Source organism: Novosphingobium sp. BL-A-41-Hi4B-X5A, from assembly GCF_055521705.1.
In genome coordinates this window covers 719,770-736,935 of record NZ_JBVFVT010000002.1, presented here as the reverse complement: position 1 = coordinate 736,935, position 17,166 = coordinate 719,770, and the positions used below count along the sequence as shown (strand labels likewise).

At 60.2% G+C, this 17,166-nt stretch carries 10 protein-coding genes and 2 pseudogenes; 2 read left to right on the top strand and 10 right to left on the bottom strand.

Annotated elements, in window-relative coordinates; genetic code table 11:
* The first annotated feature begins 178 nt into the window (after positions 1 to 178).
* Complete coding sequence (locus ACZ1JY_RS19060; RefSeq protein ID WP_465131164.1) at positions 179 to 2,998, top strand: TonB-dependent receptor plug domain-containing protein; 2,820 nt, start codon at positions 179 to 181, stop codon at positions 2,996 to 2,998.
* Positions 2,999 to 3,279: 281 nt separating this feature from the next.
* Here the strand turns inward: ACZ1JY_RS19060 and ACZ1JY_RS19055 are convergent, their stop codons facing one another.
* The 4 genes from ACZ1JY_RS19055 to ACZ1JY_RS19040 are packed head-to-tail and all read right to left on the bottom strand — an operon-like array spanning position 3,280 to position 8,066.
* Complete coding sequence (locus ACZ1JY_RS19055; protein WP_465131163.1) at positions 3,280 to 5,661, bottom strand: xanthine dehydrogenase family protein molybdopterin-binding subunit; 2,382 nt, start codon at positions 5,659 to 5,661, stop codon at positions 3,280 to 3,282.
* Positions 5,658 to 6,176 carry a (2Fe-2S)-binding protein gene (locus ACZ1JY_RS19050; RefSeq protein ID WP_465131162.1) on the bottom strand — a complete coding sequence of 173 codons (519 nt, stop codon included), beginning with the start codon at positions 6,174 to 6,176 and terminating at the stop codon, positions 5,658 to 5,660. Before ACZ1JY_RS19050 ends, ACZ1JY_RS19055 begins: the two co-directional genes overlap by 4 nt.
* 42 nt (positions 6,177 to 6,218) lie before the next feature.
* On the bottom strand, positions 6,219 to 7,214 hold the full coding sequence (locus ACZ1JY_RS19045; RefSeq protein WP_465131161.1) for an aldo/keto reductase: 996 nt from the start codon (positions 7,212 to 7,214) through the stop codon (positions 6,219 to 6,221).
* A 24-nt stretch (positions 7,215 to 7,238) separates the two neighbouring features.
* Positions 7,239 to 8,066: an SDR family oxidoreductase gene (locus ACZ1JY_RS19040; protein WP_465131160.1), complete on the bottom strand. Its 828-nt coding sequence runs from the start codon at positions 8,064 to 8,066 to the stop codon at positions 7,239 to 7,241.
* Positions 8,067 to 8,208: 142 nt separating this feature from the next.
* Between ACZ1JY_RS19040 and ACZ1JY_RS19035 the strand changes: the two genes are divergently transcribed.
* Positions 8,209 to 9,150, top strand: a complete 942-nt coding sequence (locus ACZ1JY_RS19035; RefSeq protein ID WP_465131159.1) for a LysR family transcriptional regulator — start codon at positions 8,209 to 8,211, stop codon at positions 9,148 to 9,150.
* Positions 9,151 to 9,616: 466 nt separating this feature from the next.
* Here the strand turns inward: ACZ1JY_RS19035 and ACZ1JY_RS19030 are convergent.
* From ACZ1JY_RS19030 to ACZ1JY_RS19005, 6 genes and pseudogenes are all read right to left on the bottom strand, one after another.
* A pseudogene (locus ACZ1JY_RS19030) lies at positions 9,617 to 10,135 on the bottom strand (IS110 family RNA-guided transposase); the annotation flags it as partial.
* A gap of 128 nt (positions 10,136 to 10,263) precedes the next feature.
* Positions 10,264 to 10,918 (bottom strand): annotated as a pseudogene (locus tag ACZ1JY_RS19025) (transposase); the annotation flags it as partial.
* Between the two features lie 425 nt (positions 10,919 to 11,343).
* A complete protein-coding gene (locus tag ACZ1JY_RS19020; RefSeq protein ID WP_465131158.1) occupies positions 11,344 to 12,633 on the bottom strand; it encodes a hypothetical protein in 1,290 nt (429 codons plus the stop codon).
* 328 nt (positions 12,634 to 12,961) lie between these two features.
* A complete protein-coding gene (locus ACZ1JY_RS19015) occupies positions 12,962 to 13,990 on the bottom strand; it encodes a TniB family NTP-binding protein (protein WP_118074952.1) in 1,029 nt (342 codons plus the stop codon).
* A gap of 5 nt (positions 13,991 to 13,995) precedes the next feature.
* Positions 13,996 to 16,209, bottom strand: coding sequence for a hypothetical protein (locus tag ACZ1JY_RS19010; protein ID WP_465131157.1), 2,214 nt, complete (start codon positions 16,207 to 16,209; stop codon positions 13,996 to 13,998).
* Positions 16,209 to 17,150, bottom strand: coding sequence for a hypothetical protein (locus ACZ1JY_RS19005; protein ID WP_465131156.1), 942 nt, complete (start codon positions 17,148 to 17,150; stop codon positions 16,209 to 16,211). The genes ACZ1JY_RS19010 and ACZ1JY_RS19005 overlap by 1 nt, the downstream gene beginning before the upstream one ends.
* Between the last annotated feature and the right edge of the window lie 16 nt (positions 17,151 to 17,166).

Below are 17,166 nucleotides of genomic sequence, written 5' to 3'. Positions count from 1 at the left end.
TTCCTGATCAATCGATCAGAAACTTATATTTCCTTGCTTGAACAAGCTGAGGCAAGGTCAAAATCGAGGATTGCATGAGGGGATAGCCCGACGCTGGTGCCGCAACGGTGCCTGTCAGGTTGCGAGCGACGCTGCTCGCAGCACCACCCTTCAGGCAAGTTTGAATGGGAGGGTGAAAATGTCCACGTCATCACATGCCGGCTTGCGACTTGCCGGAATTTCCGCGCTAGCGCTGATCGCCGCTTCGGCCGCGCCGGCTTTTGCGCAAAGCGCAGACCAGCCCGCTGCTGGAGAACCTGCCGCCGATGCACCGCAGAAGAGCGAAGAGATCGTCGTCACCGGCACGTACCTCGGCAACATCCGCCAGGAAGATCGCGCCTCCCCCGTGCTCGCCGTCGATGCAAAGGCGCTGCAGCGCACCGGCGTAACCTCGCTCGGCGATCTCACCCGCTTCATCCCGCAGAACGTCGGCAGCGCGGGCGGGATGCAGGATCTGGCCAAGGGTGGTGCAGACACCCGCGATACGCGCTCGGTCAACCTGCGCGGCCTTGGCAGCGGTTCCACGCTGGTCCTGCTCAACAATCGCCGCGTGACCCCGCAGGGCGGCGACGATTTCGTCAACCTCAACAGCCTCACGCCAGACATCGCGATCAACCGCGTCGAGACCGTGCTTGACGGCGCTTCCTCCACCTACGGTGCCGATGCGGTCGCGGGCGTGTTCAACGTCATCACCAACACCAAATTCGAAGGCGCGAAGATCACGGCGCAATACACCGGGATCGACAAATCGCATTCGTGGAACGTGCAGGCGATGGTCGGCATCGGCAACGACACGTTCCATTCGGTCACTTCGGCAAGTTATCGTTTTACCGACAACCTGCAGAACGATGACCGCGAAATCACCAATTTCTTCAACCCATCGGGCGCAGGCTTTCCCGGCCGCTTCACCTTGCTGGGGCGTCCGACCGCGGCTGGTGGCGGCAATCTCGTGATCAACGGCAACGACTATACCGCACTGTTCGACACAAAGGCGGTTGGCGGTCGCCTGACGGTCGTCGATCCAAACTGTGGCAAGGCCGGAACAAACAGCGTCTACGTCCCCGCGACTGGCGCTACTTTCGGTCTTGGCAATTGCGCCTATAATTTCCAGCCGAAGAATCCGATCCGCCCGGAATCGCGCAGCATCAACGTCCACAACGATACGACGATCGAGATTGCGCCCGATCAGACGGTCTTCGCGGAGATCAGCTATTACCATCAGGATTCCAAGCGCTACGGCGTGCCGTCCTATGCCCAGAATGCAGGCAATGCGACGATGCCGGCAAGCAACCCCTACAACCCGTTCGGCGTAGGCGCAGTGTTCTTCGGTCGCGCTATCGGCGAGGAAGGGTTCCCCGGCGGCTACGATTACCGCGTCATGCGCGATACCGTGGACCAGCAGCACTATGTGGTCGGTGCTCGCGGCAAGCTGCTGGCCGACTGGAGGTATACGGCCAACGTGTCCTACTCCGCATCGCACACCATTGCGCGCGACAAGGACACTGACATGAACCTGTTCCAGGCCGCGCTGAATGGTTTCGGCGGCCCGAACTGCAACTACCTGTTCAACGGGGCGGGTGCCGGGGCCGTGGCCGGCAAGGGCAACTGCCTCTACTACGGCCCGCTGCAGTCCGATCTTTCGAAGTTGGACCCATCGCTGATCCACAATCTGCAGACCGACGTCTACTTTGATTACAAGCGCGAGTACTACCTTGCCGAAGCAGTTGTTAACGGCACTCTCGCCACTATCAACGGGCATGACCTCGCCGTTGCCGTCGGCGGCCAGTACCGCCGCGAGAAGTCCTCGTCGCACTATTCGGATCTGCTGCTCAACGGCTTTGCAGGGTTTCTCGGCAAGCGCCTGAACACCAATTTCACCCGCACGGTGAAGAGCGCCTTCGTCGAAGCCAACTACGAAGTGCTCGACGGTCTCAACGTCAACGCTGCAGCGCGCTACGAAGATTACGGCGGCTTCAACACGACAACGCCCAAGGCTGCAGTGAACTGGCGCGTGATTGATCAGCTCAGCTTGCGCGGCTCGATCAGCCGGGCTTTCCAGGCACCAACCATCGCCAACGGCTCGACCGCTTTGATCTCGACCGGCGTCGGTAGCGTGACCGATCCGACCAAGACCCCGGTCGACACCACGTTCCGCACGATCCAGACTTTCGGCAATCCCAACCTCAAGCCGCAGACTGCCGACGTCTTCAACATCGGCGCGACTGTGCTGCCCATGTCACGGGCGCGGCTCTCGCTCGATTACTGGCACTACAAGTATAACAACCAGATCCAGTTGCAGAGCGCGCAGGCCGTGGTGAACGCAAGCCCGAACGGTGCAGCTGTGATCCGCGATTCCAGCGGCAACATCCAGGCCGTGCAGGTGACCTCGTTCAACGCACCGAGCGGCACGGCCACGTCCGGTCTCGACTTTGCAGCCTCGATCGGGTTTGATCTTGGCCCGGTGGCCGTCACATTGCGTGACAACCTTACCTATCTGCTGAAGTACGACATCGACATCGGCTCGACCACGCCGGGCGCCAAGTCCATCGTCTACAACGGGGTCGGGTTCCGCAACCAGTTCGTCCAGTCGCCACTCTCGGCTGCGGCCGCACCACGCTGGCGCAGTGTGGCCGGGCTTGACCTCGAATATGGCCGTCACACGCTATCGGGTACTTGGCGCTATACCTCGGGCGTGGTTGACGATCAGGCAATTGCCCTCAACACCTCGGGAAGCGGTTCGGTCATACCCGCCACAGCCACGACGAAAATTAAGGCGTTCTCGGTGTTCGACCTGCAGTATGGCTTGCGCTTTGGTGTTGACGATCGCTTCGACCTGACCGTCGGCGTGATCAATGTGTTCAATACCGCACCGGGCTTTGCCCGCTTCAACGGCTACCTGCCCTCGATCGCCGATCCATTCGGCCGTCAGGTCTACGCCCGGGTCGGTGCCCGCTTCTAAACTGGTTTCCGAGGGGCAGGCTTTTCCCGCTTGTCCCTCGGGAAATTTCTCAAAATCATGTCTCGCTGGCGATCCGCAGGTGATGAACCAACGACACGAATCGATCACGACAAACTGCTGATCGAATGTCCGGAATGAGAGCGACAACTGCCACGCCTCTGTCTCCATTTGCACCTGCGGCAGCTTCCTAACCCAAAGCACTCAGCCAGCAATGCCGAAAGTAATCCGACGACGTTCGGACTCCTGATCAAAGGCATTGTGCATCGCCATTTCCCGAACAGTTAAGCAGCATGCACCATTGCTACCCGCACATGCTCGGGCTTTAGAGGCATCTGTCGTATCGGCTTCCCGGTTGCGTCCATGACCGCTGCGGCGATGGCGGGCGAGGCGAGAGCGTTGGCACTCTCGGAGCCTTGGCCGTAGGTGCCGACGCTGGAATTGTCGGTGATCACAACCTGCAGTTCCGGCATCTCAGCCATGGTGAGGATGGGGTAGCCAGACCAGTCCGTTGCTGTCACCGCGCCCTTATCGAAGCTCAATTCCTCATGTAGAGCCTGGCTTACACCCATCAGGCACCCAGCCTGGATCTGTCGGCGCAGCTGGAGCGGGTTGATCACGATGCCCACGTCGGCAACGATCGTCATGCGCTCGACCCTGACTTCGCCGCTTGCGGGAATGACCGTCACCTGTGCAGCGCAGGCCCAGTAGCCGTTGTCGCGCAGCATGATTGAAACGCCTTGCCCCCTGACCGGATCGCTGCCCTGGCTTCTGGCCTGCGGTGAGGGCGATGGGCGGTTCTCCCACTTCGCTTCGGTGCGCAACCGCTCAAGGATGGCCACGAAGCGCGGGTCGCTGACATGGTCGAGCCTGAACTGCAGCGGGTCCTTGCCTGCCAGCATCGCCGCTTCACTGATCGCAATCTCGCGCGGGCAATTCTGCTGGAATTGAATGGGGGTGCGCATGGAATGGCTGCGCAAGCCCACCATGCTGCTGGCTCCGGTCTGGCCGGGATGCGCGCCTCCCTTGGCTTGTTCGTGCACTGCAGGCACTGCGCCGTAGACCCAAGTGTCGTTGACGGTCAGGACCGTGCTCTGGAAGCCGTAAGTCGTGTCAGACGAGGGTGCGGGGATAACCGGCATGCCTGCCAGCAACGCGCCGACCAGGCGATCGTCCTGCATCCCTGGCCCTGTGTGCGATGCTTCATAGGCAGAGATCTTTCCGGCATCATCAAGAGCGATGCGGATGTCCGAGATCATCGCCGGCGATTGCGTCGACCACTGCATGTCGTCGGCACGCATCCATTGCACACGCACTGGTCGCCGCAATTCGAGCGAGAGAAGGACCGCCTCGTCCTCGCTTCCGGCGCTTCCGCCGTTGGAGCGGCCATAGTGCCCAGCGCCGGGATAGGTTCGCACCACCACCTTGTCTTCGTCGCAACCCAGCATCAGCGCGATCATCCGCCGCAAATGCTGAGGATTCTGGCTATGCGTGTGAAGCCATACCCAGCCGTCCTCGCGATAGTCGGCGAGGCTGACCATCGGGCTGATCGGGGCATGTTTCTGGTATGGCATCAGATAGCTGGCCCGAAGCTCACGCGTCGTCTTGACCGACGAAGCCTCGCCTCTGTTCGCCCGACCCTCGCGGGCTGGCGTGGGGTCTTCAGCCGCCAGCGTTCGCAGATGCTCGGCCAATCGATCGCTGCCGTGTAGTCCTTCCCACTTTGACCATTCGCAACCGTCGGCGACCGACTGTGCAGCCTGAACCGCCTCCCATTCATCCGGAGATACGACGGCAAGCAGGTTGCCGATCCTTACCAGTCGTGCGCCGGGGAACTGTTTGCCATCCAGCTTGCCCGGCGCAATCAGCGTCGATCCCAGCGTTGCCGGATGGATCGTGCGTGCATGAAGCATTCCAGGCAGTGTCACGTCGCCCACCCATACGGTCTTGCCAGTAACCTTGGGCGCTATCGAAGGGTTGAGCACCGGCTTGCCGATAATGGTGTAGTCCTTCACCGGCTTCAGGGGCGGATCGGCATCCACGCGCAGCCCCATCGGCATGGTCAGGTCACCGGCAAGCGGGATGACCAGATGCAGGTCTTCGCCTGCCAGAAGTTCGCCATAGCTTATGGCTTTCGTTGCGCCGGAGATTACGCCTTCGCGAACCGATAGGTTGGCGCGCGGCACCGCGAGCCGCCTGGCCGCCAACTCAAGCGAAGCCTCACGCATCAATGCTGCGACCTTGCGCAGGTTCTGACCGTAGCGAAGCAGGCCGAAGGTGCCGCCGCCGTCAGGCGTGCGATCGGTGTCGCCAGAGACCACTTCGGCCATGGCCTCCAGCGGGACGCACAGTTCCTCGGCCACGATCTGGCGATAGGCGGTGTAGATCGTGCTTTGCCCAAAGTCACACTTGCCGGTGCGCAGCAGGACGGTGTTGTCGGCGCGGATTTCGATCCAGCCCTGAACAGTGGCTGCTGAGCGCGTCTGCGTGCGGGTCAGAGCGCCTGCCGCCTGTGCCATGGCACCTCGGCCCGTCATGGCGAACATAGCAGCCAGCGCGCCTCCTGCAGCCAGGACGCCCCGCCGGCTCACGCCGGTCAGCCGGGCACCGTGCACGCTCATGTCGTAGACGATGGTGGTTGAGAACTTGCCTGGTGCTTCGGTCATTCCGCTGCTCCTTGCGCCATGAGCTGCGCAGCGCGACGAGCGCCTTCAAGTATCGCGGCATAACTGCCGCAGCGGCACAGGTGCGGTGACGGTCCTGACGTGGTGAGAGCGTCGCGAATGTCCTGATCCGACGGCTTGGGATTGGCCTCAAGCAGTTCGGTGACCTTGATCATCATGCCGAACTGGCAGATCCCGCACTGGGGCACCTGTTCGTCGATCCACGCTTGCTGCACTGGATGAAGCGTGTCTGCGGACAATTTCCCCTTCTGGCTGGCCCAGCGTTGGGGAAGGCCATCGACGGTGGTCACCGGTTTGCCTTCCAGCGCCGAGATAGGGGTCACGCACGCGCGCACCTCCTCGTCGCCCAGCAGAACTGAACAGGCGCCGCACTGGGCAAGTCCGCATCCAAATTTGACCCCCATGACGCCCAGTTCATTGCGCAGGACGTAGAGGAGCGGGGTGTCAGGCGATGCCTTGACCTTTCGCTGCTGACCGTTGACCATGATGGTGTTCATGTCGCCACTGCCTTTCCAATTGCCTGCCAGAATCAGAGCCTGTCAAAGACCAGTCGCTGCCTCACCAGCAGGAGTGTAGCGCGCTCCTTCCACGCTTACGGTCGCCAGGAGCGCTTCAATCTCGACAAGATCCTGAGCCGAGAGGGCGATGTCTGCTGCGCCAAGATTTTCCTCGAGCCGATGCAGCTTGGTAGTGCCAGGGATCGGCACGATGAAGGGCGCTTTGGCCAAGAGCCATGCGAGCGCGATCTGCGCAGGGGTCGCGCCACGGTCAGCCGCGATTGACTTCACAAGGTCTAGCAGCTTGAGGTTGTGGGCGAAGGCTTCTGCCTGAAAGCGCGGCAGGGTGCCGCGGAAGTCACCTTCAGCCACCTGCTCGGCGCTGGCGATACCGCCAGCAAGGAAGCCTTTGCCGAGCGGCGAATAGGGCACAAGGCCGATGCCGAGTTCACGGCAGGCGTCGAGAATACCGTTTGTCTCCACCTGCCGCGTCCACAACGAGTATTCGTTCTGCAGCGCCGCCACGGGCTGCACCGCATGGGCGCGCCGCACTGTGGCTGCGCCCGGCTCCGACATGCCGAAGTGCTTTACCTTGCCCTCGGCGATCAGGTCTCGCACGGTGCCCGCAACATCCTCGATTGGCACCTTGGGATCGACGCGGTGCTGGTAGAACAGATCGATCGCATCGACACGCAACCGCTTGAGCGAGGCATCGCAGACGCGGCGGATCTGTTCGGGGTGGCTGTCCACGCCGCGGATTGCGCCACTTTCAGGATCGATATTGAAGCCGAACTTTGTTGCGATCACGACCTCGTCGCGGAACGGTTCAAGGGCTTCGCCGACCATGTCCTCGTTGGTCCATGCTCCGTAGACTTCGGCAGTGTCGAAGAACGTGACGCCGCGTTCGAAGGCTGCGCGGATCATGGCAATGCCATCAGCGCGTGACAGCTTGCTGCTGTAGCCGAAGTCTATGCCCATGCAGCCATAGCCAAGGGCAGAAACGGACAGTCCGGATTGGCCCAGAGTGCGATTATGCATTGGTCAACTCCTTGAGAAAGAGGTTCAGCCGGGCAGCCGGATCTTGCCCGCAAACATCGCGGCGATGACGCCGCCATCGATCAGCAGGTCGATCCCGGTCACGAAGCCGGCCTCCGGTCCAAGCAGCCATGCGCAGGCGAGCGCGATCTCTTCAGGCGGCGCCATCCGCCTTGCAGGCGACGCATCGACCATCGCCCGGTAGCCATCGCCGATTGAGGAGGCGAGTTCGTGGCGTGCAAGCGGAGTCACGACTATGCCGGGACTGATCGCATTGACCCGCGCGCCCCGGCTGCCCCATGACAAAGCCGCCGCCCGCACCCGTAGCGCGTTGGCCCGCTTGGCCAGGCAATAGGCGACCATCGAATCCGGCACGGATTCACGCCCGAGGAACGGCAAGGCAAGCAGTTCATCAGCGGGCGTGAAGGCCAGCGCCTGTTCCTGATCAGCTGGAAGCTGGGGCAGCATGTGGCCCGCCATGCTCGAAATGATCAAGCCCGCCCCGCCGGGTGCAATCACGCTTTCGAACACCTCGAACACCAGCGCCGAGCCATAAAGATCGACTTCAAGCACCCGCTCGGGTCCAGCCATGTTGGGTGATACACCAGCGGTGTTGACGACCTGAACGACCGTGCCCAAGGCGGCCGCACGCGTAGCCAGCGCTTCGACAGACTGGCGCATGGTGGTGTCTACCGGCTGCGTTTGCAACTGATAGCCGGCATCGGTCAGGCGCTGTGCGGCGGCTTCAAGGACAGCAGCGTTGCAATCTGCCATCAGCAGCCTGCGGCCGAACCCCTGCCTGCGTGCGATTGCCTCGCCGATACCGCCCGCGCCGATGATAACTACAACGTCCATGGGTCACTCTTCCTGCTCGAGACCGGCATTCTTCTGCCCTGCTTGCCGCCAGCAGCATTGCATCTTGAAGAGGAGCATAGACCAAGTGATTATTGCCGATTAGACATGTCTTTTTGCATGAACCTATATCGAAACGAGATAAATGATGCGCGATGAGCTGGGCGATCTGTCGACGTTTCTGATCGTCGCCGAGGAGCGCAGCTTCACCCGTGCGGCGGCGAGACTGGGAACGTCGCAATCGGCAATCAGCAATGCCGTGCGCCGACTGGAAGCTCATCTCGATATCAAGTTGCTTGCGCGCACAACGCGCAGCGTGAGCCCCACCGAAGCCGGGGAGCAATTGCTTTCAACCCTGCGGCCAGCACTCAGTGACATTCGGCAGCAGCTCGCCTCGCTCGCCCAGCTACGCGAGCGCCCCTCCGGCACTGTGCGCATCACCACAAGCCGCCATGCCGCGCAAACAGTCCTGTGGCCTGCGGTCGATGCGGTGCTGGCCCGCTATTCCGAGATCCAGATCGAGCTGTCGATCGATGGTGCTTTGACCAACATCGTGGCTGACAGGTTCGATGCGGGTGTGCGCTTGGGCGAGAGCCTCGAGAAAGACATGATCGCGGTGCGCATAGGCCCTGACTTGCGCATGGCTGTGGTTGGATCACCCGACTACCTTGCAAAGCACGCGCCGCCTCAAACTCCACGTGACCTGATAGCGCACCGCTGCATCAACCTGCGCATGGCGACACGTGGCAATCTCTATGCGTGGGAGTTCGAAAAGTCGGGGCAGACGCTGAACGTGCGCGTGGAGGGGGCAATGATTGTCAACGACAGCGCTCTGGCTATCGAGGCGGCACTGGCTGGTCATGGCCTCGCCTGTGTGATCGAAGATGACGACCTGCGCGCACACCTTGCATCTGGGCGACTGGTGCGCTTGCTTGCAGACTGGTGCCCGCCTTTTGCCGGCCATCACCTGTATTATCCTGATCGGCGCAATCTCTCGCCTGCGTTTCGCGTGCTGCTGGAGGAGTTGCGTGCGAGGGCTCGGCAAGAAGGCTCGCAGCGTCGCGAGCAAACAAGGACGCGTATGTAAAAGATGGGCCAAGTGATGCCACATTCGCCAAGTTTCGCCCTTGGCTATTTTGCTAATGAGAAGCTCAACGGAATGACAGGTGGGCTTGGATCACGTTAATCGAGTGAAGCGTTACAAACGTGAATGAACGACCGCTCTCGACCCCATGCTTCGGCCCGCTGAACGTCGCTTTTCAAGGCGGCACTGGCCGCAACAATTAGCCATTGCACAAAAACGTATGGCCCGCCCCGCTTGCAAGTAGGATTCTGAGAAGCTCTGATCAGTCTGCGTCAACGTATACGGTCTCATGGGCGAACCGCCCATGGCCAAGATGGATATCCGCACGTCTGGTGCCGCAATAAACGGTTCGGCAACGGGGTGCCATTTTTTGGCCGGGCTTTCCAGACGCCGATCGACTGTCAGGCCATTTCCTCGATCTTTCCTGCAAACATCATTGGTCGAGGCGCGGCGCGTGCGGCCGAGCTGGTTATGCCGCGACTGGGTAGCCGCGCTCAAATGTTGCCTCCTTGCGCAGCGCTGCCCATGCGATCCTCGCCAACTTGTTCGCCAGCGCGACGACGATCGCATTGCGGTGGACACCTCGCTCGATCATGCCGGTCAACCAGCGGCCCAGTGAGGTCTCGCTTCGGGCTAGCGATGGCAAGGCTGCCCGGGCACCGTGGATGAGCAGGGTTCGCAAGTAAGTGTTACCCCGCTTGGATATGCCAAGCAGCCGTGGCTTGCCCCCGGTGGTATGTTGACGTGGAACCAGGCCGAGCCATGCACCCAGATCCCGGGCTTTGGCGAAACTGCTGGCATTACCCACCGCGGCGATAAGGGCTGTTGCGTTCAGCACGCCAACGCCGGGGATGGAGGTGAGGCGCCATGCAGCAGCATCATTGCGCGCCCGTTCGACGAACTCCCCGTTCAGACCCTCGATCCTGGCATCGAGTTCTCGCCATTCTGCACGCAGTTCGCCTATCAGCTGGACACCCGCAAAAACCTGGTAGTTCGAGGCGGATTGGTCCGAGGAAGGGTGGTCCTTGTGTGTTTCGGCTTTAGCGCCCCGCCGTTCGTTTGTTTCCGGCTATAATTCGGGCTGTTTGCCCCGGTTCTTCGGGATACCAGGCAGAGTCATCCCATGCTTTCGCGGCGCTCGTGGAAGATCAGCCTGTTGAAGTTATAGGCCAGATTGCAAAGGGTGAGCTTCGCTTCGGCACGGGCCAGGCCGATGGTGCGGATGAACAGTCCGAAGCGGTTCTTCTGATGCGCGAAGACATGCTCGACATGGGCCCGGATCGAAGACTTTGCGGCGTTGGCCCGGGCGATTGCCTTTGGCATGGGCTTGCCCTTGGGTTTGCGCCGGTGAATTCGAGATGTGAGCATCCGATCCGATAGCCACTTCTCGTTGCGCATTGAGCGATAGGCGCTGTCTGCCCAGACCTCGGAGCCGGTGTTATCAATGCTCACGACGTGACGAAGCAGCCTCCCATCGGCGGCCGAGGCAGACGTCACCGCCATCTCCCGGATGAAGCCGAAACGCAGGTCTATGCTGATATGTGACTTTGTAGCCGAAGACCGGCAGGGCAATCATGGGCAACGGTGTGCCATCATCGCGGTGGCGCACCTTGACGCCGATCTTGATTGTCCAGCGTGCATCGGTGTCTTTCTGCGCCGCCTTGTTCGGCTCGTTCGGCCAGATTTCCTCTGCGCTCTTGCCCGACTTGATCGCCTCGCGTTCGCCCTCGGTATTTCGTTGCTTGGGCGCTGGCACCAGCGAGGCATCTAAGTTACCAAATCGTGGCCACAACGCGACAGGCGGCCGGTCGAGCGATGGTTTGGTTGGTATTGTTGTGTGGGGATCTCCCGATCCAACATGCGCCCATCTACCGTTGACATGAGTACAGGACATCAAAGGAGCTTTGCCGGACCAGGAGGGTCCTCAGCCAAGCTTGGCAAGATGCCTTTATCGATCAGCGTTTTGCGGCACCAGCCTGTTCCCACGCGAGGGATGCGAAACTTTGGCAGAATATCGCCCAGCAGCTTGGCATGCAAATCGAGGTGCTTGGTTATTTCCGTCGGCCAGACTGCCTGACGTGCAATAGACAGCACCTCTTCGAAATCAGCTGTCTTAGCGTTGCCGTTCTGAGTAAATGTGATTCCAAAGTCATGTTCGACCGGCGCGAAGTAGCGAGGTGTGAGATTGAGAATTTCTCATGCGTCTATCTTTGAAACCACTGTGGCTCGCGGTAAATTTGGCCTGAGCACCTCGTCCGAGACAGGGTCAAACCTTAACATATCTTCGGGTTGGACAAGGAGATGCGTGGGTCCGACTTCTCCACTACCACTTAACCAAAAACGCATCTCACCATCGAGCAGCGCACGATAGATGGCGGCCCATGGCTTGCGGCGACCACCAATCCTTTTGGCAGCGGACAACAAAGTAGTGCAGCCTGCTGGTGGTCTTGTGGCGCCTGCGGCGGTCTGCACGCGGGCTTTGAAGTCCATTACGCTTGAACTGCGGATCGCGACCTTGGGGCGAACTGTGCGCACGGCAGGGTGATCCTCCCAGACCAGTAGGCCTGCATTGAGGAGTGCCTCGATTGCATAATGCGGCAGTTTGATCTGCCATGACGTTGCTTCAATCTCGGCGAGGCCTACAAAGTGCTGGGCAAGTTCATCGATTTGGCCGCCGTCATAAGCGCCCAAGTGGCGCATACGCTTGGTGAGGCTCTGCACGCGCAGTTCAGGCCACGCATGGAGCTTCAAGCGCTTCTCCGGTGGCATCTGCAGCACGCGTTCTACATCTCGTTCGGTATAGCGGCGCGAAAATGGACCGGCCTGCCCCTCGGGTGCGGTTTCGCCTTGCGCAGCAGGGTCGGTGATTGCAGCAAGTGGCCCAGAAGCGAGTGTATCCGACACCTTGCGAGTCGCTCGCCAGAGCTTCTGGATTCGAGTTGGATCCTTGGAGTGCTCGTGGAGCGCGCGCTGAAAGCTGGACTGGAAGGAGTCGGGCCAGTCTGCGAGATACTCGACACCGCAGCAGATCACCTGCGCGGCCTTGAGGCTCGACGTGTTGAGAGAAAGGTTAGTAACTCGGATGGGTGGCTCGTCGAGAAACAGGCAACCGATGTCCATCACCAATTCGATGAGTTGGTTTGTCGGCAATTTTGCGAGGTCCGGCGAGGCTAGCTGAGCGCGAGCACGACTTGCTGTCGGCTTATGCAGCGATACAAGTGCTGCAAATCGCCTGTAGTTCTCGGCAAGCTCACCCGGTAAGGCTGGCTCTGAAGAGGGCGGAACCCGTACACCGCAGAATTCACAAGAGCCGATTCCGGCAGCGGCTTTCCAACCTAGCGTGTTGTCGCAGCTTGGGCAGGTGTTTACAACAAGCTCAAGCGTTTGCGGGCAATACTGCAGAAGCACATTGAACCAGTCGAGACGATGATACTCGGCCTGCAACAAGGCCTTGGGGGCGATGCGGCGCGTGTTATAGTCAAGCATCCTGCCCGAGATTATGTGGTTTTCTCCGAACTCAACCGCAATCTTGCGAAAGCCGACGGCGTCAGTAATGCCGCGCCCTGCGCGCCCGACAAGCTCGGCCGGGTCACAACGGATCACATGGGCTATGCGCGCGAGCTCCGATGGCGTTGCGTGCTGCAGCGTTGCGGGTCGGAATGCCTTGACTTCGGCCGCATCGAGGACCGCCTGAGTCTGAAGAGCACGTGTTGATCGGCCGCGCGCGCGATAGCACCGATGATGGACTCGTCTTCATACAAATCCAACGCAAAGCGCAGTTGCTTGGCCTCGTGGGGATGATCGTCTACGTTCATTACTGCACCGAAAAAGGATCGTGGTGGACCCAGCCAAGGATCATGGCGTAATCGCGCACCGCATTGGAAAGGTCGAAAGGTTCGATAGAAAGCGCGCCCCTTTCGAGGGCTGCCGGCAAGGCAACCTGGACGAGCCGGGCGACCCGCCCAACATGCCCTCCGGACGCGGTAATCAGTCCCTCAAGCACGTCATCATCGTCAAAGCCTGACGAGAAGGTTGTCAGACCGGCCGCCTGGATCTGTTGATCTAGTGAGGTGCAGAATTCCTTGAACAGCTTCCGATCGTTGCGGTTGTTGTCGTTAAGTGGATGCAGTTCCAGGGGCCTGAGCAAGCGAGCCGCAAACTGGGGATTGCGCAGGAAGAAGTCGGTTGAGGTTTCATCGCCGATGAAAACCAGGGGTACCACCGAGCGATCGAGGAATGCCTGTAGCTTCTTGGTCACTTCCGATGCATCCGCGCCTCCGCGATGGAGGTGCTGGACTTCATCGATGACGATGCATTCCACACCGAGAAGCTTCACCCACCTGCCGATGCGATGCTCCAGCTCCTTGATGTTGTCTTTGCGTCCGCGTTTTTCGCCCTCCCGGTTGAAGGCCGATTGAGGGCGAAAGCCTTCCTCGTCGGCGAAAGCGTCGTCCATCTGGATGAGGATCTGTTGATAAAGCATCTTGAGGGTCATGCGGCGGTCCATTGTCACATGCAGGACCCTGAAGCGGTTTACAGGCCGGTTTGCGGCGCGATCCTCTTCTGCAAGCTCAAAGCGCAGGCGTTCGATGGTCGCACTTTTGCCAGCCTGAGACATCTGGCTGAGGCGACGGCCTGTAAGTGGCAATCCCTTGTGCGCCTGACACACCTCCATGTATCGCCTGATTTGGGCCAGGATCGCACGCTGAGGTGGATGGTCGACCCAGATCGTGCCGACCTTGATGTCAGCTTCCCTGACCCGGCGCAGCGAGTTTTGATCGTTCGGATCGGGACTGCGACGACCGGTTTTTGGTCTCGGCTGCTTTCCAAGTGGGTCAACCACGTGGCTTAGTCCTCGTCACGGTCGCTGTCGGCGTCCAGATCTTCATCGGCGTCGTCGAAGTCCCAGCGGCTCGCGGTTTGAGGCGCTTCGGGATTGCCAAGGCCAACATCGTCAAGAATGGCTGGCAGCGGGTCTGAGCGCTGATCGAGCGGTTCCATGTCATTGGCGTCAAGCGATGTGGCCTGGCCCTGTGACGGCGGCGTCGGCTCGTCCTGGCGGTTCTGGCCTCCGATTTCGGTAGGCGTATACAGTTCAGGCACTTGGCCAAAGTTCGGGTTGGTCGCCAGTTTGCCCGCCAGGCGCCGCTCTTCTGCTTCCATCAGGGCTGTCGGTTCATCGCGCTTGCGGAAAGGAAGTTCCGCAAGGTTCTTCGCCCGATTGCTGAGATGGATCATCTTCAGGCGCCTCCGGTCGCGATCGCTTTTTGCGCCAGTCCCGCCTTGCTTGAGGTACTTCTTGTACAGGTTGTGTTCCCACCGGGAGAGACCTCCGGTGTAACCCGGGTCAACCGAGTAGAGCCTGTGGTAATCACGATTTTCCGGGTCGTAAACCTCGATGAAATCGATGTTGTCATCCCAGGTCCGAATGGAAACCTCGAGCTTGGACCGCCGCTTCAAGCGATCAGCAAGGGCCATGTTGCGAGCATTTGTGCTCAGCATCTTGGTAACGCCTTCCCGATTCCAGCGATACTTGATGCCGTCGTAAGTCACGCCTTCCTTGGTCAGGACGCACTTCTTGGCAGGGGTGCTGGAAAGCGCTCGCCAGACTTCACCCGGGTCGGCAAGACGGGGGCCGTGGTTGCGAATGTAGGCTGCCATGATGTCGTTGGGTGAACGGCGGCCCAGACTATCCTTGGGCTTCGAGTTCCACTCCCGACGCAGCTGCTCTACCTCATAGGCATACTGAGCCCTGGTCATCTGCGTGTCCTTGATCGGATTATAGCCGAGATAGGCCTTGTCGAAGGGGCCGAGGATCTGCCCTGGCCGCTCACGCATTGCGGCCTTCACAAAATTGTGAAAATTCTCAAGGCGAGCCTTCGCATTCGGATGATACGCTTCGGCCAACTCGACGCTGGAGCTGATGTTGACGAGGTTGGGAATCATTGCGGGACGGATCAGGGTCTTGTCCCGGTCAATCATGATGTCCGCAGGCAAGCCGTAGAAGAGCAGCGCTTCAGGGTTTTCCTCAAGTTCCTCGGGCGTCAAGGTGGGCGGGGTCATGATGCTACGAAGTGCCTGCAGCCCCATTTCCGGACGGAAGGGCCCGGCAAATGGCGTGAACGGGAAGATGAACTGGGAAAAGCAGTCCATGGCCATCACGCCCTTGAGCTTTGACGCCGGGATCTCGAATTCGCTCGAGTAGAACAACGAGTGTTCGTATTCGGTGCCGTCCATGTAGATCCGCTCCATTGGCATGGTCACGTCGACAGTTTCGCCGGAGGCCAGGAACTTCTTGTCAGCCGCGATCCGGCCATACCTTGAGGCAAAAGTGGAATAACACTCCAAAGACAGGACACGCTCGCGGACGCACTCGTAGGAAGGCTCCTGGTTGCCAATAGATGGAATGCCCATTTCGCGCAGGCGGTCCCAGTCGCGCCCGACTAGGGTGGCGACGTCGTCTATGCTGGCAACTGGCATGAAGTCCTTGGTGGGGCGCCAGTAATGCATCGCCCACTTATGCACGATGCGGTCGACGACATCGGGCAACTGGCTCTGGCCCTTTTCGCGGCCGGCACAGTTGACCAGCGCCCCGATGCGCCTGCCGTTGTCGTCCAGGCGCTTGACCCAGCGCAGCAGTGAACTCGTGGCGGGCTTGGGCGAGGGGCCGTCATGGGTGGCAATCCAGTTCCGGATTGCAGTAGGATTGCGCTTGATCCTGTCGGTGATGACCCGATCCGCCCAATCAAAGCGCCAGCCAGTCTTGCTGTCGATATCGAGGCAGGCGGAACGGTCGAGACCGAGATAGCGCTCGCCCCGAATGAAAAGCGCCTCATTGTACTGGGGGTCGACAAGCTTTCCGGAGGCAAACTGAGTGATGACCCATGCCACAGTTGGCAAGCGCCACCCATCCGGGCCGTCACACGGCACCTTGAGGAGTTCCTCATCCCCATCAGCGTAGCGAAACTTAAGTATGTCGTCGCCGATCTCGCCAAGAAAGCGAATCTTCCTGTCGCCGAAGAGGAGGACGGTGTCAGTGGGGAGAAGAAATGGGAGAGCCATCAGTGGAGCCTCCTTGAAGTGGTGTCAGGAACATGCCGGGCAAGAAACGAACGCAGTGCGCCCGGTTTCGCCGGCCGGGGGACCGAGACGGGAGTGTCTGGCATGAGCGGCGGTGTGGGCACAAAGGTGACGTGCCGCTTATGCAGCATCGCTGCGAGCTTGTGCTCGCCCAGGACTGGGCCACTGCCGATAGCATCGAGCACTGTGGAAAGCGGGGTTTGGCCGCCGCTGCAATGGATAGCCCGCTGGGCACGCGAGATCTCGTCCTCGGTGATAGTCGTACGGCGATGGTCGAACAACTTCTTCACTGCGCGCTTTTCGATCATGCTGGGAATGCCACCGGCTTCCCTGCGTTCGAAGCACACATTGACAGTGGCCAGATACGCTTCAGCGTAAGCAAAGCGCGCTGCCAGGCGTGGCTCCATAAAATAGCTGCGCTCCGCCTTGTCCTCGCCAACGATGACAGCGCCATCGTCCTTCTCGATTGCATAATCGAAGGTCATGGACAGCGTACGGCCAGCAAGATCTGTCCATGACAGTGTCAGCGGTTGGTACTGCAAATCGACAACCGACGGATCGACTTCATGAAGCCGATAGCCAAATGCCTCGTGATGGCTCTCGAAGTACTGCTGCCGACCAGCCTTTTTGCTGAACGATGCGAACGAAGGGCTGAACGATGCGTAGCGAAAGTTGATGCGCACCTGGCCAAGGTCAGAAGCTGCGGTCAACCTCGGGTTGAAACGCCTGGAGCTTTCGAAGTCATCAAGCTGGCGTGGATCAATAGTCTTGCGCCTTGGCGCCCACAACGGCTTGTGTGCGGGCCTGAATGGCAAGCATTCATCGGGGTGAGGGAGGCGACGCGGTGCCGGGGAATCTGCACGCGTGGTTTCGCGCCCCTTGGCTAATGGCGCGGCATCATTGCCGCTTGGATGATCGGACATCGGGTTGCTCCATGTC